Annotated in this window: 9 protein-coding genes; 3 read left to right on the top strand and 6 right to left on the bottom strand. The window is 64.6% G+C overall.

The genetic code is table 11. The features are described 5' to 3' along the window. Window positions 1-17 precede the first annotated feature (17 nt). Window positions 18-296, bottom strand: a complete 279-nt coding sequence (locus ACPEE1_RS17490; RefSeq protein ID WP_021027750.1) for a PsiF family protein — start codon at window positions 294-296, stop codon at window positions 18-20. A 178-nt stretch (window positions 297-474) separates the two neighbouring features. Next, entirely contained in the window at window positions 475-1,179 is a 705-nt protein-coding gene (locus tag ACPEE1_RS17495) for a YebC/PmpR family DNA-binding transcriptional regulator (protein WP_116924851.1), read from the bottom strand. A 224-nt stretch (window positions 1,180-1,403) separates the two neighbouring features. Between ACPEE1_RS17495 and ACPEE1_RS17500 the strand changes: the two genes are divergently transcribed. After that, window positions 1,404-1,778, top strand: a complete 375-nt coding sequence (locus ACPEE1_RS17500; RefSeq protein WP_116924850.1) for a hypothetical protein — start codon at window positions 1,404-1,406, stop codon at window positions 1,776-1,778. Window positions 1,779-1,844: 66 nt separating this feature from the next. Further along, window positions 1,845-2,696, top strand: coding sequence for a glutamate racemase (murI, locus tag ACPEE1_RS17505; protein WP_423934130.1), 852 nt, complete (start codon window positions 1,845-1,847; stop codon window positions 2,694-2,696). Here murI and ACPEE1_RS17510 read toward each other — a convergent pair whose 3' ends face one another. Next, window positions 2,697-3,245 carry a YgjP-like metallopeptidase domain-containing protein gene (locus ACPEE1_RS17510; RefSeq protein ID WP_116924936.1) on the bottom strand — a complete coding sequence of 183 codons (549 nt, stop codon included), beginning with the start codon at window positions 3,243-3,245 and terminating at the stop codon, window positions 2,697-2,699. A gap of 85 nt (window positions 3,246-3,330) precedes the next feature. Beyond that, on the bottom strand, window positions 3,331-3,969 hold the full coding sequence (locus ACPEE1_RS17515; RefSeq protein ID WP_116924848.1) for a DUF6806 family protein: 639 nt from the start codon (window positions 3,967-3,969) through the stop codon (window positions 3,331-3,333). A 132-nt stretch (window positions 3,970-4,101) separates the two neighbouring features. On the opposite strand from ACPEE1_RS17515, the gene ACPEE1_RS17520 reads away from it, so the two are divergent. Beyond that, window positions 4,102-4,353, top strand: a complete 252-nt coding sequence (locus tag ACPEE1_RS17520) for a hypothetical protein (RefSeq protein WP_133248075.1) — start codon at window positions 4,102-4,104, stop codon at window positions 4,351-4,353. A 135-nt stretch (window positions 4,354-4,488) separates the two neighbouring features. Here ACPEE1_RS17520 and ACPEE1_RS17525 read toward each other — a convergent pair whose 3' ends face one another. Both ACPEE1_RS17525 and ACPEE1_RS17530 read right to left on the bottom strand, forming a co-directional pair. Next, the gene (locus ACPEE1_RS17525) at window positions 4,489-8,118 is read right to left on the bottom strand and encodes a choice-of-anchor P family protein (RefSeq protein ID WP_423934134.1); all 3,630 of its coding nucleotides are present in this window, start codon (window positions 8,116-8,118) and stop codon (window positions 4,489-4,491) included. A 640-nt stretch (window positions 8,119-8,758) separates the two neighbouring features. Further along, window positions 8,759-18,478, bottom strand: coding sequence for a hypothetical protein (locus tag ACPEE1_RS17530; RefSeq protein WP_423934137.1), 9,720 nt, complete (start codon window positions 18,476-18,478; stop codon window positions 8,759-8,761). Window positions 18,479-18,866: the final 388 nt, after the last annotated feature.

Here is an 18,866-nt window from a genome sequence, read left to right on the forward strand (position 1 = left end):
CGGATCGAAAGAAGTATTTACTTCTTCAGGCACTCGCTCATGAAGGCCTTGCGCTCGTCGCCCTTCTTGCCAGTGGCATCGACGTTGCAGGTCTTCATGCGTTCTTGCTGGCGCTTGCGGCCATCAGACAAGCAGCTGGACATGAACGCCTTGCGCTGATCGCCCTTGAGCTCCTTGGTCTTGGCCTCGGTGTTGCACGTACCCATCAGCTGCTGCTGGGCCGTGGGGGTCTTGTCGGCTGCCAGCGCAAACTGGGATGCCAGCGCGATGCTGGCAAGGACGATGAGTTTTTTCATGGTATGGGCTCTTATCTAAACTGCGCCGACGACCAGCGCAAGCGAATTTCTGCATATCTGGCCCGCCCTGTCAATGGGCAGATGATGAAGAAGCGCAAACTGCCTACGACGGCCTCACAAGCGCCCATGAAAAAACGGCCTGCGCGGCCGTTCTCAAGAGGGTTGGCAGGGACTGCGATTAGTCCACCAGGCCCACATAGATGTTCTGCACGTCGTCATCGTTTTCCAGGCCGGCCAGGAAGGCTTGCACTTCCTCCTGCGCCTCGGCGGGCAGGCTGCCCATGCTGACGGGGTTCTTGGCCTTGTAGCCCAGCTTGGCCGACAGCACCTTGATGCCCTGGTCGGGCAAGGCCTTGCTGACGGTATCCAAATCCGAGGGCTCGGTGATGAACAGGGTCACGCCCTCTTCTTCGGCGGGCTCGAAATCCTGCGCGCCCGCTTCGATCGCGGCCAGCTCCACATCAGCGCCGTTCTCCGCTTCGCCTTCGACCATGCCCACATGGTCAAAATCCCAGGCCACGGCCGTGAGCTGGCCCTTGCGGAAGCACACGCGCATATTGGGCGCCGTGCGGTTGGGGTTGTCGGTCAGGCACTCGACCATCACCGGCACGCGGTGGGGTGCATAGCCTTCGAACAACACGGTCGAGTAGTTGACGGCATCGGCGCCAGCGCCCGAGCCCTTCTTGATCGCGCGCTCCAAGGTGTCCTTGGGCATCGAGGCCTTGCGGGCCGCTTCCACAGCCATGCGCAGGCGCGAATTGCTGGCCGGGTCACCCCCGCCTAAACGCGCCGCGACCGTGATTTCCTTGACCAGTTTGCCAAAGAGTTTTCCCTTGGCATCAGCGACCAGCGCCTTGCCCTTTGCTTTCCATTGCGCGCCCATGGCTGCGTTTTCCTAGTTGTTGGTTGGGCAGCAGCGGTCGCTGCTGGCAACAATGCCGGGCAAAGCCCAGATTGACAGGGCAAATTTATACACTGCCGCCCAAGGCTGTGCTGGCTATAAGGGGAAATTCTTGCCAAAAAACCTGGGGCATCGCAGCGGCCAGGCGACGCTGGGGCGACGGCGCAGCACGGGCTGCGCCTGCCGTTCAAAGGCACAATACCGCCATGCATGTTCTGCAGCGACTTTGGCGTTGGACCCAGGCCCAGCGCACCCCCCTGCTCTGGAGCCTGGGCGGCCTCGTGCTGTCCTTGGTACTGCTGGGCCTACCCGGCTTTGCCAGCTACGCGCCGGCCGAGCAGCTCTTTGTCTGGGCGGGCGATGGCGCGCTGCTCCAGGCCATCCATGGCGACAGCCTCTGGCCCATCCTGATCTCGGCGAGCTTTTTGCAGGCTTTGCTGATCACGCCGCTGCACTGCCTGCTGCGGCGCTGCTGGCCGGGCCTGTCGCGCTGGCCCCATGTGCTGGGCGTCGTGCTCGGGGTTTGGCTCCTCAGCATTGTCTGTACCAGCCTGATGCTGCTCGCAGCGGTCGATGCATAAAAGCTGCAGCCTGCCTACAATCACGGCGCCTGCGCCTTTTTCTCAGCCTTGACCTTGCTCGCCCCCATGCCCCACCCTCTCTCCCCCATTGGTGTTTTTGACAGCGGTATCGGCGGCCTGAGTGTGCTGCGCGCGCTGCGCGATGTGCTGCCCCATGAGCAGTTCGTCTATGTGGCCGACAGCGGCAATGCCCCTTATGGCGAGCGTGGCGACGCCTTTGTGCAGCAGCGCTGCGCCCACATCACGCAGCAGATGCGCGAGCGCCACGACATCAAGGCGCTGGTGATTGCCTGCAACACCGCCACCGCAGCGGCGATTGAGGGCCTGCGCGAGCAGCACCCGGGCCTGCCCATCATCGGGGTGGAGCCTGCCCTCAAGCCCGCCGCCCAGCACAGCCAGACCCATGTGGTGGGCGTGATCGCCACCCAGGGCACCGTCAGCAGCAGCCGCTTTGCCGCCCTGCAGACGGCGCATGCGGCCCAGACCCGCTTTGTGGTGCAGGCCTGCAATGGGCTGGCACGGGCGATTGAAGACAGCACCCGCCCCGGGAGTGATGCAGCCGCCGATGCCGCGCAAATCCAGGACCTGTGCCAGACCTACCTGGCCGCCATGGGCCGCTTTGGCGCGCAGCCCGGCCAGATCGACACCTTGGTGCTGGGCTGCACCCATTACATTTTTGCCACCGACACCTTGCGCGCGCTGGTGGGCGAGCAGGTGCAACTGCTCGACACGGCCACGCCCGTGGCCCGCCGCACCTTCAGCCTGCTGCACGCCACCGGAATGCTGCGCAAGCCGGCGCAGGCGCCCAGCCTTGACGAGGCCTGCAGCCTGGTGACCACCGGCGAGCTGGCGGCGCTGCAATACGCCGCCGCGCAGTGGCTGGGGCTGCCGCCGCAGCGCTGCCAGGCCGCTGGCTGATCAGCGGGCGCCGTCCGCCGATTCAGCACCCAGCTGCCACAGCCGGTGGCCGCCCTGGTCCAGCCAGGTCAGGTACAGGCGCACCTCCAGCTCCAGTTGGTGGTAGGACGGCTCCATGTATTCGCACAGCTGGTAGAAGGCCTTGTTGTGGTCGGACTCGCGCAGGTGCGCGAGCTCATGCACGGCAATCATGCGCAAAAAGGCCTCGGGCGCATGCTTGAAGAGGCTGCCAATGCGGATCTCGTGGCGCGACTGGGTCTTGCCGCCATGGTTTTTGCCGCTGCGCACATGGATGCCCAGCGCCTGGTAGACCAGCTGCAGCTTGCTGTCATACACCACCTTGGCCAGGCCCGCGCTGTTGCGCATGTGCTCGCCCTTGAGGCCCATCACATAGGCATGCAAGGCCTTGTCCGAGCGCATCTGGTGCGGCTGCGGATGGCGCTGCAGCAGCCACTGGCCCAGCTGGCCCGATTGCACCAGGCTTGCGGCCTGCTGCTGTAAGCTGGCGGGGTAGGACTGCAAATAGGGAAGCGGGACAGGGCTGGACATGGCGCGAGCAAACAACAAAGGCAGCACAGCGGCTGCCTTGGGATAAACAACATGCGCTGCGCTTGGGGCGCGCGCAGCCTTATTTTCAGTGCAGGTGGCGCGGGCGGCGACCGCCGCCGCCGTGGCCACCACCAGGGCCGCCGGTGCCACCCGTGCCGCGAGGCGGCTTGCCGATCTCCAGTGAATCGACCAGCGCATCAAAGCGCTGGCTGAACAGCTTGTCGATCTCACCGACGACACCGACGAGTTCACCGGCATCGAAGTGGCGCTCCATCGTGCTCACGACGTCCTGCACCAGCATGTCGCGCTGCACCTGCATGATGGCCGCAGGCGTCGGGCCCACAAACAGCATCATGAAGTCATCGCGCGACTCGGCGCTGCGGTCCTGCTCCTCGTCGTCAAACTCGGCGTCATAGAAAGTGACCTCGATCGCCGCGCCCTGGTCGGCCAGCTCATTGAGGTTCATGCACATGTCGTCGAGCGACTGGCGAAAATCATCATCGCCGCGCACCGTCCAGCACATCTGCAGCATATGGTCCTTGGGCTCGAACAGAATGCCGGGCTCTTCCTCGTAAGCGCTCTCCGCGCCATCGACCAGGGACTTGGCGCCCGCATAGCCCCACAGCGGTTTCAAGGCCTCTTGCAGCTGGTCAAATCCGACATCGGCGCGCAGCAGCACTTGTCCGTGGACATGGATCTCAAAGGGTGGGTTGTAACTGGGCATGTTCTGTACCTTCCTAAATGGGGGCTGCCCGCTTGCGCTCGCCAACCCCACGCCTGATGACACGGCACACCGCATCGCTCTGCACAAGGCGCCAGCACAGCCACCGATGCGGGGCCAGGTTGGCGACTCTCCATGCGCCACCCACCCGAGCGGCGCAATATCTTCAATATCGGACATTGTGCCCGGTTTGTCGACCACAGACGAAGAAAAAGCCAGCAGGATGCCTGCTGGCTCGCGCACCGCATCCCGCACAGCACAGGCCGGGGATGCGAAACGGTCGTCGTCGCTGCCAGCATGTCTTCGCAATGCCCGGCCAGCGCCTGGGGCGCAGGCAATAAAAAACAACGGTTTGCAGGCGTTTTCTGCGAAACCGTTGCTCAGTAGTGCTTGGCGCCCAGGTATTTTAACAGGTCTGGCCCCGGACCTGTCCCGCAGGGTCAGTAGCCACCGCTGTGCCCGGCCTGGTGAGGCCAGGTCCGGCCCGGCCGGCTAAGGCCGGGCCAGCGATGTGTCCCCTCCTCAGTCGCCCGCCTGCACCATCTCGCCGTTCGGGTCGGTCACCCGCACCACGGTGATGGCCGGCGCATCCTCGGCGTCTCCCACAATGCCGGTGCTGGCGCCATAGAAGCCGGCCACAAAGCGGAAGGCTGGGGAGCCTGACGGGCCGGTGCAGCGGAAGTTGAACTGGCGCAGCACTTCAGCGACACAGACATAGCCCGAGGCCGCATCGATCACCGAGTTGGCATCGCGTGTCTGGAAGCGGAAGCTGCGGCTGGCTATCGCATCCGTTTGCGACAGCAGCACCCAGGATCCGCGCAGCGACTGGGCCGAGGCCTTGTTCACACCGTAGTAGAAGCGCTCGATCTGTACCGCTTGCTCACCGGGGAAGGCCAGCGTTCCCACCGATGGCGCGGTGAAGTGGATCGACCGGGTCAGACCAGCATCGGCCTTGAAGCTGGCAATCGCAGCCGGGCCACCAAAGTAGCGCCCACCCTGGTACTGCACCGTGGGCAGATCGGGGGTGTTGGGCTCTGGCGTGGTGGAGGCATCGTGCGCGCCCAGCAGGCTGTGGAAGGTCGCCTGTCCGTTGCTCTCATAGTCGTACACCGACATGAACAGCATATGGTCCTCGCTGGTCACAGGCTTTTGCAGCTCGATCGAAATCCCCCGACCCGGCAGACCCCGCAGCTCGCTGCTGACCACCCAGGTGCCCGACTCAAGGGCATAGCCCGGTGCGTAGTAGCTGGTGCGCACATTCTGGTTGTTCTGGCGGGTGTAGGCGGCACGAGCGATGCGGAAACCGACCAGGCGCCGGGCCTCGCCACCGCCCTCTTGCACGCTGCCACTGATCTGGTCCACGCCGCGCTGCAAGGACAGTGACACCACGGCACCGCCGCCTGCGCCGCCCGCCCGGTTGCCCGCGCAGTTGAACACCACACCGCTGCCGCTGTAGCTGCACTGCGCCACCACACGGCCGGACAAGGTGCCGCCAAAGCCATGCACGGTTGTTGCCGCTGTAGCGGGATAAGGCCAGGCCATCGCCGCAGCCGCCCATTCGCCACTCATGGGCACCTGTTCGCTCGTGCCAATATCGGCCCACCAGCTGCGCACCGGTTGGTTGCTGCTGTTGAACTCGACCATCGCCCAGCGATCGACAAAGGCCGGGTCGGAAAAGACGCCAGCTGGCGTGCCTTCATAGTCGTAGCGCTGCATCGCCTTGGTGGGCTCGCCTGGGAACTGGATCGTGCCGGTGTTGCGGCTGGTGAAGGTGATCACCACATTGCCGGGGCTGCCCGCCTCATGGCCGTCGCGTTGTTCGCTGCCAAAGAAGCGCCCGCCTTCGTAGAAATACAGCGGCGCGGTCACCGTGTTGTCGTGCAGGGTGCCCAGTGCTGTGTGGAAGGTCGGCGCACCCGAAGCACGGTAGTTGTAGACCTGCATGAACAGCACCCCATCCTGGATGTCGATGCCCATGCCGCGACCCGGCTCCCCATTGAGTTCGTCCTTGATGATCCAGGTGCCGCTCTGGGCTGCGATCAGACCGGCAGGCAGCTCGCCATTGGGGTCCGAGGTCTTGGCCACTTCGCGGCTGCTGCTGCCGGTATTGCCCGCTTCATCGGTCTGCGATGCCGTCACCGTGACCGGTCCCTTGGGCAAGGCGCCCACCTGCATGCCAGGCGCCGTCCAGGTGCCGTTGACGCAGGCCACCGTCACCTTGATGGATCCCACACTCACCGTGACTGCGCCGTCGCCGCTGGTGCAGGTACCCGCTGGGCTGTAGGCGTTCTGGTTCGAGGTATCAATGGTCGGCGCGGTGCTGATCGAGACCGCAGGCGCCGTCGTGTCCTTGACGGTGTTGAGCGTGCCGGAGATGACGGTGCCAGCCACTGTCTGCGAGGCCTTCACCACCACCGTGCCCTCAGGCAGGCTGCGCACATCGACAGCGCTCAAGCTCCAGTTGCCACCCGTGCAGGCCGCCGTGTTGCTGATGCTGCCAATGGCCACCGTCACCATGCCGCCAGCCGCACTGCAGGCGCCGGAGACGCCGCCATAGCTGGCCTGGTTGCTGCTGTTGATACGCGGCGCCACCACCACCGTGACGGCAGCTGCGCTGCTGTCCTTGCTGGTCGTGCGGCTGGCACTGCCGATGTTGCCGGCCGCATCGGTCTGCATCGCGGTTACCGTAACCGCGCCTGCAGGCAGACCACTGACATCCAGGCCCGAGGTGGACCAGATACCGCTGTTGCACACAGGCTGCGGCACAGCAGCCACGGTCCCCACGCGCACCGTGACCGCCGCCCCGTTTTCAGAACAGCTGCCCGCCACGCCATACGACGACTGGTTGGCCGCATTGATCACCGGTGCCGAGGTAATCGCCACCGCGGGGGCGGTCGCGTCCTTGCCGGTCACCAGGCTACCCGAGCCGGTCTGACCGCCCACCGTCTGCGAGGCCGTCACCGTGACCGATCCATCAGGCAAACCGCTCACATTGATGCCCGAGGCCGACCAGACACCGCCGCCGCACAGCGCCGATGCCGGGACCGATCCAACCATGACGGCCACCGCCTCACCATTGGCCGAACAGGTGCCCGACACCGTGTACGAGGCCTGGTTCGCTGCCGTGATCTGGGGCGCCGCAACGACGGCCACCACCGGCAACTGGGGTACCGAGCCCGTGCTCTTGGTGGTCGACTGGCTCGCCGAGCCAGGGGGCTGTCCGGACACCGTCTGTGTCGCGGTGATCGTCACCGTGCCATCGGGCAGGCCTTGTGCATTGACCGAGCCCGAATAGGTGCCGTCTGCTGCACAGAGCAGCGACTGGCTCACGCCTGCTGGGTTGGAGCTGATGGCCACATTGCCGCTGCCGGCACTGCAACTGCCGCTGATGGGCACCGACGCCTGGTTGCCCGCGTTGATCGGCGGCAGAGGATTCAGGGTCACCGTGGGCTTGCAATCGGGCATGGATGCGGTGGAGTTGCCCACGATCACCGAGGCGTTGAGCAAAGGCAGGGTCAAGGCCTTGGCCACCAACTCAATGCGCAGCGCGGTCACGCTCATGGAGGTGCCGCTTTGGCTTTGCTCATTGGTGTAGAGCTTGACACCCACCTCCGTGCCAATGGTTGGCACCCCGATCGTCAGGTTTACAAGACCATTGAGGCTTGCGCTGACTCCGCTGAGCGCGCCGGTTCCGCCGAGTATCTGGGCATCGCCCGAGCCTTGCGGCACGCCGTTGACGCAGGCCATACGGGCTTGAGAGCTGATGGTATTGGCACCCAGAGACAACCCCGCCAGCGTCAGGTTCAAACCGTCCACGGAGCTGTTGGATACCACGTTGTTCTGCGCCAGATTGCTTTGGGTGGAGGAGTTGATGACACCCGTGCCCACGCTCAGCAGATTGGCTCCGGCGGTCACGCCCACACTCGCTACAGAAACAGGCGTGTTGAAATCCGGTGGTGCACTTTTTTGGCCGGTATCCGCAAATGGGACTCCCAGCCCTGCCCCGAGCACATCGGCAGTGACCTGCAGGCCATAGGCCCGCCCGGATCCTGAGGATGCCGCCAGGGCGGAAGTGCTGCAGACGAAGGCCAGCCCTGCAAGCCCCCCGTACAGCAGACGGCGGATAGTTCTCTGTGCACCAATCGGGTTCATAGCGTCTCCTTCTGCACCGCCATAACGCCCGTTGGGGGTGATCCACTCAGACCCCACCAACCGGCCGAGGACAGGTGCTGCTGATTGCTCATACAAACACAACTACTCACAAGCGCAAAGGTACTGCGAATCTTTGGTAAACGGTAAATTATTTTATTGAGTACACTTATAAGCACAACCATCTCCCCCCAATAGCTGGTTACAACAGCCCCGGCTCTTACGGGCCGCACAGCACAGGGGGAGCAGACCTGTCCAATCCGCCCATGTCGGACCCCCCCTTGCTACTGCACTGCGGATTTACAGAGGAGAAATCGCGCATAAATGCATTTTTTTGCAAAGGTCGCTCGCAGCCCTCGCAGTCACCAAAGAGCCCCCCAATCACGGTGGGCCAGGTGCGGTGGAGAGGTACATAGCCCCCGGGAGCCGTCTCAACTCTGCTCCGTCTGACATATCTGACAGCGCCTTCTACCGTCAAATCAAGGCCTCGGCTTACAGCGGCGGTTACATCCTGGCATAGATTCGATGCCGATTTGGCAACAGCGCCATAGCCTTCAAACCTCAAGTAGATGCTTTATCTGGACCGCAACCCGGCTCAGTTGCCACCGCTGCGCCTTGGCCGGCCCGCGGTGGCTCATTGGCCTCAGTCGCCTGCCTGCACCATCTCGCCGTTCGGATCCGTCACCCGCATCACGGTGATGGCTGGGGCATCTTCGGCGTCTCCCACAATGCCGGAGCTGGCGCCATAGAAGCCTGCGACAAAACGGAAGGCCGGTGTGCCCGCAGGGCCAGTGCAGCGGAAGTTGTACTGGCGCAGCACTTCGGCGACACAGACATAGCCCGAGTCGGTATCGATGACCGAGTTCTCGTCGCGCTTTTGGAAGCGGAAGATCCGGCTTGGCATCGCATCCGTGGCAGACAGCACCGACCAGGATCCGCGCAGCGACTGGGCCGAGCCCTTGTTGACGCCATAGTAGAAACGCTCTATCTGCAACGGCTGCTCGCCGGGGAAGGCCAGCGTTCCCACCGAAGGCGCACTGAAGTGGATCGACTGGGTCGGTCCCGCTTCCACCTTGAAGCGAGCACTCGCAGCCGGGCCACCAAAGTAACGCCCGCCCTGGTACTGCACTGTGGGCAGATCGGGGGTGTTGGGCTCTGGTGTGGTCGATGCGTCATGCGCGCCAAGCACACTGTGGAACGTCGCCTTGCCGTCGCTCTGGTAGTCGTACACCGACATGAACAACAGATGCTCCTCCTGGTTCAGCGGCTTTTGCAGCTCGATGGAAATACCGCGACCTGGCAGGCCCCGCAACTCGCTACTGACGACCCAGGTACCCGACTCAGGCAGGTAGCCTGGCGCGTAGTAGCTGGTGCGCACGCTCTGGTTGTCCTGCCAGGAGTAGGCAGCACGGGCCACGCGGAAGCCCACCAGGCGCCGGGTGTCTCCACCGCCCTCCTTCACCGTGCCGCTGAGCTGGTCAACACCACGCTGCATCGTCATCGCGATCACCGGCGCACCGTTAGCCCCCGCACGGTTGCCCGAGCAGTTGAACACCAGACCCCGGCCGCCGTAGCTGCATTGCGCCACCACATGGCCCGACAAGGTGCCGCCAAAGCCATGGACCGCCGTTGCCACGGTAGGTGGGTATGGCCAGCCCATCGCTGCTGCCGCCCAATCCTCGCTCATCGAGACCTGCTCGCTCGTGCCGATATCGGCCCACCAGCTGCGCACCGGTTGGTTGCTGCTGTTGAGCTCGACCATGGCCCAGCGGTCGACAAAGGCCGGATCGGAGAAGACACCAGCGGGCGTGCCCTCATAGTCAAAGCGGTGCATGGCCTTTACCGGCTCGCCCGGGAACTGGATCGTACCGGTGCTGCGGCTGGTGAAGGTGATGACCACATTGCCAGGGCTGCCGGCCGCATGGCCATCGCGTTGCTCGCTGCCAAAGTAGCGCCCGCCTTCGTAGAAGTACAGCGGAGCGGTCACTTTGTTGTCGCGCAAGGTGCCCAGTGCCGTGTGAAAGGTCGCCTCCCCCGACTGGCGGTAGTTGTAGACCTGCATGAACAGCACGCCGTCCTGGATGTCGATACCCATGCCGCGGCCTGGCTCGCCATTGAGCTCATCGCTGATGATCCAGGTACCGTTCTGGGGCGCAATCCGGGCAACGGGAGGCTCGGGCGGCTCGCCGCCAGAGCCCGTCGACTTCGAGACTTCGCGGGTGATGCTGCCCGTGTTGCCGGCTTGGTCCGTCTGCGATGCCGTCACGGCAACTGCTCCATCGGGCAGACCACGGACATCCATGCCAGGCGCCGTCCAGCTGCCGTTGATGCAGGCTGCCGCAGCCTGGACAGTACCCACCTTCACCGTCATGGTGCCGTCACCCGAGGTGCAGCTGCCCGCAGGGCTGTATGCGCCCTGGTTGGACGTATCGATGCTCGGCGCCATGCCGATCGAGACGACGGGTGCCACGGTGTCCTTGACCGCATTCTGGGAACTGGAGACCACTGCACCATCCACCGTCTGCGAAGCCGTCACCATGACCGCACCATCAGGCAAGCCACGGACATCCAGCCCTGCCGTGGACCAGGTTCCGCCATTGCAAGGCACCGAGGCAGACAGGGAGCCGACCACGACGGTCACATTGCTGCCGCTGGCCGCGCAAGTGCCCGAGACGGTGTAGGACGCCTGGTTGGACAAGGAGATGGCTGGCGCCGAAGTGATGGCAAACACTGGCGTGCCGCCACCCGCACTCTTGCTGGTCACAAAACCACCGGTTCCCGTCTGGCCACCCGCTGTCTGTGCGACAGTCACCGTGACCGCGCCATCTGGCAAGCCGCTGACATCCAGTCCAGGTGTCGACCAAGTTCCACCACTGCACAGTGCTGTGGCAGAGATGGAACCGACCAGCACAATGACGTTGGTGCCATCGACCGAGCAGGTGCCCGATACGGTATAGGCAGTCTGGTTGGCCGCCGTGATCGCCGGCGCCGAGGTCACGGCCACGGCAGGCACTACTCCAGCCGCGTCCTTGCTGGTCACAAAACCGCCGGAGCCCGTCTGGCCTCCCGCCGTCTGCGCCACCGTCACCGTCACCGGTCCATTGGGCAAGCCGCTGACATCCAGACCCATAACGGACCAGCTGCCACCGCTGCACACGGCCGTCGCAGAGATGCTGCCAACCAGAACCGTCACATTGGTACCACCGACCGAGCAGGTGCCCGATACGGTATAGGACGACTGGTTGGCCGCTGTGATCGCAGGTGCCGAAGTAATCGCCACAGCAGGAATAGCCCCCGCCGCATCCTTGCTGGTCACAAAGCCGCCGGTGCCCGTCTGGCCACCCGCCGTCAGCGACACCGACACGGAGACCGGTCCATCAGCCAAGCCACTGACATCCATGGCCGGACTGGCCCAGATGCCGCCGGTGCAGACAGCGGACGCCGAGACGGAGCCCACCAGCACAGCCACATTGCCACCATCGGCCGAGCAGGTGCCCGAGACGGTATAGGCCGACTGGTTGGCCGCCGTGATGGCTGGCGCCGAGGTAATGGCCACCGCAGGTGAAGCGCCCGCCGAGTCCTTGGTGGTCACCAGGCTACCCGATCCCGTTTGGGCACCAGCGGTTTGCGAGGCCATGATGGTGACCGCGCCATCGGGCAAGCCGCTGACATCCACACCCGAGCTGGCCCAGATGCCCGCGTTGCACTGTGCCGATGCCGGGATCGATCCAATCAGCACCGTGACAGCAGCGCCATCTGCCGAGCAGGTGCCCGATACGCTATAGGCCGACTGGTTCGCCGCCGTGATCGCAGGTGCCGAGGTAATGGCCACCGCAGGTACCAGGCCAGCCGCATCCTTGCTGGTCGTCCAACCGCTGGAGCCGATCTGGCCACCCACCGTCTGAGACGCCGACACGGAGACCGGTCCATCGGCCAAGCCGCTGACATCGATGGCCGCAGTCGCCCAGATGCCGTTGTTGCAAGCCCCCGATGCGGTGAGGCCGCCTATCAGCACATCCACATCGGCGCCCTCCGCCGAGCAGGTACCCGAGACGGTATAGGCCGACTGGTTGGCTGCCGTGATCACAGGCGCCGAGGTGATTGCCACCACCGGTGCCACGCCTGCGGTGTCCTTGCTGGTGGCAAAGCTGCCCGTGCCCGTCTGGCCACCTGCCACTTGGGTCGCCGTCACCGCAACCGGCCCATCCGCCAGCCCACTGACGTCCATGCCCTCGGTCGCCCAGAGGCCACCCATGCACGGCGCCGTTGCAGACACCGAGCCGACCTGCACATCCACATTGCTGCCGCCCACCGAGCAAGTGCCCGAGACGGAGTACGCCGATGCATTGGCTGCCGTGATGGCAGGTGCCGACGTAATGGTCACCACAGGCGTAGCTACGCCAGTGCCCTTGTTGACCTGCACATTGGCCGACCCCACCAGGGCCCCCACCGTTTGCTGAGCCGTCACAGTGACCGTGCCGTCCTGCAAGCCACTGACATTCAACGCTGCGGTCATCCAACTGCCGCTGGTGCAGGGCACCGATGCGGACACCGAGCCGACCAGCACATCCACATTGGTACCGTTGACCGAGCAGGTTCCCGAGACGCTATAGGCCGACTGGTTGGCTGCCGTGATGTCCGCAGCCGAGGTAATCGTCACCACGGGTTGGACACTACCTGTGCTCTTGTTGGTCACCAGGCTACCCGAGCCCAGCACACTGCCGACGGTCTGCACCGCAGTTACGGTGACCGGTCCATCGGCCAGGCCAGTGACATCCAGACCAGCGGCGGACCAGTTGCCAGCCGCGCATGGCGCGCTTGCAGCCACCGAACCGACCTGAACCGCGACAGGGATGCCGCCGGCCGAGCAGCTGCCCGAGACGGTATACGACGCCTGGTTGGCTGCGGTAATGGCGGGTGCCGAGCTGACGGTCACCACTGGGGCGGCGCCTGCCGTCTCCTTGCTGGTCACCAAGCTGCCCGATCCCGTTTGACCACTGGCAGTTTGCGAGGCCATGACGGTGACTGCTCCATCAGGCAAGGCAGTGACATCAACAGCTGCTGTGGACCAGATGCCCGCATTGCACACTGCCGACGCCGATACCGAGCCGACCAGGACCGCCACGTTGCTGCCGCCCACCGAGCAAGAGCCCGAGACGGTATAGGCTGCCTGGTTCGCCAACGTGATCGCAGGTGCCGACGTCACGCTCACCACGGGTACGATTCCGGCCGCATCCTTGGTGGTCACCAGGCTGCCCGTGCCGGTTTGGGTGCCCAGCGTTTGCGAAACTGTCACGGTGACCGGGCCATCGGGCAAGGCACTGACGTCCACGGCCGTGCTCGACCAGATACCGGCATTGCACTGCGCCGATGCAGGAACCGAGCCGATTTGAACAGCCACCGCTGCGCCATTGACTGAGCAGGTACCCGAGACGGTGTAAGCCGATTGGTTCGCTGCCGTGATCGGCGGTGCCGAGATCACACCCACGGCGGGCGCAGCTCCGGCAGAGTCCTTGCTGATCACCAGGCTGACTGTTCCCGTCTGGCCACCGGCGTCTTGCGAGGCCTGCACCGTAATCTGTCCATCAGCCAGCCCACTGACATTGATGGGCTCGGTGGCCCAGATGCCATCGCTGCAGGTTGCCGATGCGGGTATCGAGCCGACGAGTACCGTCACCACTTCACCATTGACCGAGCAGGTGCCCGAGACGGTATAGGCGGCCTCATTCAAGGCGGTGATTGCAGGTGCGGAGGTGATGACCAGCACAGGAACAATCGCTGCAGTGGCCTTGGTGGTCTCCCCGCTGTCCGACCCGGACAAGCCGCCAACGATTTGCTCCGCGGTCACGACGACCACCCCGTCAGGCAAGGCACTGACATTCAGACCCGACGCAGTCCAGGCTCCCGCGTCACAGGTCGCAGACGCTGGGACACTGCCGACCTGGACGGCGACACTGATGCCGCTCGCCGAGCAAGTGCCCGAGACCGTGTAGGACGCCTGGTTGGCCAGCGTAATGGCGGGAGCAGAGCCAATGGTCACCACAGGCGCAGTAGCGGCCGCAGTCTTGTTGACCACCACACTGGCCGATCCCGAGCCGCCACTCACGGTCTGCGAGGCGGTCACCGTCACCAATCCATCCGGCAAGCCACTGACATCCAGCGGAGCCGTGGTCCAACTGCTGCCGTCGCATGCCACCGATGCGGCGATGGATCCAACCTGAACCGCCACGTTGGTACCGGCCACCGAGCAGGTGCCCGAGACGGTGTAGGCCGCCTGGTTAGATACGGTAATGTCAGGTGGCAGGGTGATGGCCACCACGGGCACGATCCCCACCGGCTCCTTGTTGATCACCAGGCTCACCGATCCCGTTTGGCTACCCGCCGTTTGCGATGCCATGACCGTGACCGCGCCAGCGGGCAAGCCGCTCACGTCCATGCCAGCGGTAACCCAGGTACCGCTGCTGCAAGGCGCCGCTGCAGCGACCTGGCCCACCAGAACGGAGACATCCGTGCCGTTGACCGAGCAAGTGCCCGATACGACATAGGCCGACTGGTTGGCCGCCGTGATCGCCGCTGCCGAAGTGATGGACACCGACGGGGCAACGCCTGCCGTGTCCTTGGCGGTCACCAAACTGCCCGATCCCGTCAAACCACCGGCCGTTTGCGAGGCCGTCACCGTGACTGATCCATCGGGCAAACCACTGACATCCAGCCCTGCGCTGGTCCAGCTGCCGCCGCTGCATGGGGCCGAAGCCGCAACCGAGCCGACCAGTACCGCCACGTTGCTGCCATCCACCGTGCAGGTACCCGAGACGGTATAGGCTGACTTGTTGGCAGCCGTGATGGCCGGTGCCGAGCTGATGGCCACCACCGGCGCGATGCCGGCCGTGTCCTTGGCGGTCACCAGGCTGCCCGATCCGGTTTGGCCGTTCAGCGTCTGCGAAGCCGTCACCAGCACCATCTCATCGGGCAAGGCGCTGACATCCATCGCTGCGGTCGACCAGATGCCGCTGTTGCACACAGGCTGCGGCACCGCTGCAACGTCACCGACATGCACCGTTACCACCACGCCGTTTTCCGAGCAGGTGCCCGATACGGTATAGGCCGACTGGTTGGCCGCGGTGATCGCGGGCGCCGAGGTAATGGTGACCACCGGGGCGATTCCCTCGGAGTCCTTTCCAATCACCAAACTCCCCGAGCCCGTCAGGCCGCCCACCGTCTGCGAGGCAACGACCGAGACGGGTCCATTGGGCAAGCCACTGACATTGAGGCCTGCGGTGGACCAGATGCCGCCACTGCAGGGCGCCGAGCCAGCGACGGTGCCGACCAGCACATCAACACCCGTGCCGTTGACCGAGCAGGTGCCCGAGACGGTATAGGACAACTCGTTCGCTGCCGTGATCGCAGGCGCCGAGGTGATGCTCACCACAGGAGCGATGCTGGCCGAACTCTTGCTCGTCACCAGGCTGCCCGATCCCGTTTGGCCACCGACGGTTTGCGTGGCCGTGACCGTGACCGCGCCATCGGGCAAGCCACTGACATCCAGGCCTGCCGTGGCCCACACACCGCCGTCGCACAGTGCCGTGGCAGCGATGGAGCCGACCAGAACGGCCACGTTGCTGCCGTTGGCCGAGCAGGTGCCCGAAGCGACATAGGACGCCTGGTTGGAACCCGTGATGGCGGGAGCCGATGTGACGGCCACGGAAGGAGCGACTCCCGCCGTGTCCTTGGCGATCACCAGCGTGCCCGATCCGATTTGGCCATTGGCGGTTTGCGAAGCGGTCACGGTGACCGCGCCATCCGGCAAAGCAGCGACATTCAGCGCCGGGGTGGTCCAGAGGCCGGCATCGCAGGTCGCCGATGCAGAGATGGAGCCGATCAGGACGTTGACGTTGGACCCGTTGACCGAGCAAGTGCCCGAGACGGTATAGGCTGCCTCGTTCAGCGCCGTGATGGCGGGTGCAGCGCTGATGGTCACCACCGGTGCGACACCCGCCGTGTCTTTGGCTGTCACCAGCGTGCCCGACCCCGTTTGCGCGCCTACCGTTTGCGAGGCGGAGACCAGCACCGGCCCATCCGCCAAGCCGCTGACATCGAGACCTGAGCTGGACCAGATGTTGCCCGTACAGGGCGCCGCAGCCGCCACGGAGCCGACCAGCACAGCGACATTCGTGCCATTGGCCGAGCAGGTGCCCGAGACGGTATAGGCGCCCTCATTGAGCGCCGTGATGGCGGGTGCCGAGCTAATGGTCACCACGGGGGCGTCCACCACCGTGTTCTTGCTGGTCTGCAGGCTGCCCGATCCCGTCTGGCCGCCCACCGTCTGCGACGCCGTCACCATGACCGCGCCATCGAGCAGGCTACCGACATCCACCGCTGCGGTGGACCAGATGCCGCCGTTACAAGGCGCCGCAGCCGAGATGGAGCCGATCAGCACGGCCACGTTGGTGCCGCTGGCCGAACAGGTACCAGATACCGTGTAAGAGCTCTGGTTCACTGCCGTGATCGCGGGGGCCGAGGTCACCGCTACCACGGGCACGGCGCCCGTCACGTCCTTGCTGGTCACCAGGCTGGCCGATCCGGTTTGGCCGCCCAACGTTTGCGACGCCATGACCGTGACGGCCCCATTGGGCAAGCCACTGACATCCAGGCCGGCCGTGGACCAGCTGCCATTCGCACACAGCGCAGAGGCAGCGACCGAGCCCACCAGCACGGCCACGTTGCTGCCGTTGACCGAGCAGTTGCCCGAAACCGTATAGGCCGCCTGGTTGGCCAGCGTGATGGCGGGAGCCAGGCTGATGGTCACGACGGGGATAGCACCGGCCGAGTCCTTCGTGGTCCCCAGATTGCCCGATCCCGTTTGGTTACCAACGGTTTGCGACGCAGTGACCGTGACAGCCCCATTGGGCAAGGCCGTGACATCCAGGCCTGCGGCGGCCCAGATATTGCCAGTACAGGGCACCGTGGCATTGACAGTGTCGATGACGACGGAAACGTTGGTGCCGTTCACCGAACATGTGCCCGAGACGCTATAGGAGGCCTGGTTCGCTGCGGTGATCGCCGGTGCCGACGTAACGACCACCACGGGCAGAACCCCTGCGGCGTCCTTGCTGGTCGTCAAGCTGCCCGAGCCGAGCAGACCACTGACAGTTTGCGAGGCCATGACCGTGACCGCCCCATTGGGCACGGCTGTGACATTCAGGCCGGCGGCGGACCAGAGGCCGCCGCTGCACTGTGCCGATGCGGGCACTACCCCGACCAGGATGGAGACCGATGCACCATTGGCCGAGCAGGTGCCCGAGACGCTGTAGGACGCCTGGTTCGCTGCGGTGATAGGCGGCGCAGAGACGACCGTCACGACTGGCGGTTGCAAGACCGGGGCCGTGTTCTTGGTGGTGGACTGGCTCGACGAGCTGGTCGGCCCTGCGGGGCTCTGTGATGCCGTGAGCGTCACGGGACCATCGGCCAGCGCTGTGGTGTCCACCGAACCGGAATAGCTGCCAGTGGCAGAGCAAGGCAGCGACTGGCTCACGCCGGTGGGCGTAGAGCTGATGGCCACATTGCCACTGCCGGCGCTGCAGGTTCCGCTAACGGATATAGCCGCCTGGTTGCTGGTGGTAATCAACGGCAAGGGCGCCAGCGTGACCGTGGGCGCGCAATCGGACAGGGTTGCAGAGGAGTTGCCTACCACGACGGATGCACCGAGCAACCGCGCGCCCAGCGCAGAGGCGACCAGCTCCACACGCAGCGCATTGACGCTCAGTGTCTTGCCCTGGTTGCTCAGTATTTGCTCATTGGTGTGGAGGACGACCCCCACCATGGTTCCGAGCGTGGGCACGCCAATCGTCAGATTGGTTTGGGTATTTGCCGCCACACTCACCCCCACGAGCGATCCCGTCGCCCCGAGGATTTGTGCGCTGCCCTCTGGTTTGGGCACCCCGTTGTCGCACGACATCTTGGCTTGCGAACTGATGGTGTCAGCCCCCAGCGCCAGCCCCGCGAGCTTGAGGGCCAAGCCGTTGACGGAGGACGAAGACACCACACTGTTTTGCGCCAGCTTGCTTTGCGTGGCGGCGTTGAGCACGCCCGTACGCACGGTCAGCAAATTGCCTACGCCTGCAGCGACAGACGCACTGACGACCGAGGTGGGGGTATTGAAATCCGGTGGTGCCGTTTTCTGGCCGGTATCGGCAATCGGGACACCGAGTCCCACACCCACCACATCGGCGGTGACCTGCAGGCCATAGGCCCGGCCGGATCCGGCCGAGGCCGCCTGGACGGCGGAACTGCAGATGAGGGCCAGGCTCGCGAGCCCCCCGTAGAGCAGATGGCGGAGGGTCCTCTGCGCACCAATCGGGTTCATAGCGTCTCCTTGGGCACCAAGCCAGGACGCCAGGATGGGTGGGATAAACCCAGGCCATACCCCCCGGCGGTCGAGGACAGGTGCCGCTGATTACTCATGCAAACACAACGATTCACAAGGGCAACCGTACTGCGAACCTTTGGTAAATCTAAAATTAATTTATTGAAAGAATCTATAAGCGCAGCTAGTTCTGGTCTATAACCAAAGCGGGCTGCGCCAGCGGGTCAAACCGCCTGTGCGGGTTACCGCCCTCGCCCTCTTGAGCGACAGAATATGCCGTGCACTTCGGGTCTTTCTCCGCCAGAACTCAGAGGAGAAATATAGGATAAGTGCTAGTTTTTGTATGATTTTTTGTCGCGCAGACGTCAGACAAAAAAGCCCGCCAAAA

This window comes from Comamonas sp. 23 (genome assembly GCF_049601575.1).
Taxonomy (GTDB): domain Bacteria; phylum Pseudomonadota; class Gammaproteobacteria; order Burkholderiales; family Burkholderiaceae_C; genus Comamonas; species Comamonas squillarum.

Bases quoted from the DNA above. Each gene is read 5' to 3' on its own strand.
- ACPEE1_RS17490 (WP_021027750.1), bottom strand. From the start codon at position 296: ATGAAAAAACTCATCGTCCTTGCCAGCATCGCGCTGGCATCCCAGTTT.
- ACPEE1_RS17495 (WP_116924851.1), bottom strand. From the start codon at position 1,179: ATGGGCGCGCAATGGAAAGCAAAGGGCAAGGCGCTGGTCGCTGATGCC.
- ACPEE1_RS17500 (WP_116924850.1), top strand. From the start codon at position 1,404: ATGCATGTTCTGCAGCGACTTTGGCGTTGGACCCAGGCCCAGCGCACC.
- murI (WP_423934130.1), top strand. From the start codon at position 1,845: ATGCCCCACCCTCTCTCCCCCATTGGTGTTTTTGACAGCGGTATCGGC.
- ACPEE1_RS17510 (WP_116924936.1), bottom strand. From the start codon at position 3,245: ATGTCCAGCCCTGTCCCGCTTCCCTATTTGCAGTCCTACCCCGCCAGC.
- ACPEE1_RS17515 (WP_116924848.1), bottom strand. From the start codon at position 3,969: ATGCCCAGTTACAACCCACCCTTTGAGATCCATGTCCACGGACAAGTG.
- ACPEE1_RS17520 (WP_133248075.1), top strand. From the start codon at position 4,102: ATGCGCCACCCACCCGAGCGGCGCAATATCTTCAATATCGGACATTGT.
- ACPEE1_RS17525 (WP_423934134.1), bottom strand. From the start codon at position 8,118: ATGAACCCGATTGGTGCACAGAGAACTATCCGCCGTCTGCTGTACGGG.
- ACPEE1_RS17530 (WP_423934137.1), bottom strand. From the start codon at position 18,478: ATGAACCCGATTGGTGCGCAGAGGACCCTCCGCCATCTGCTCTACGGG.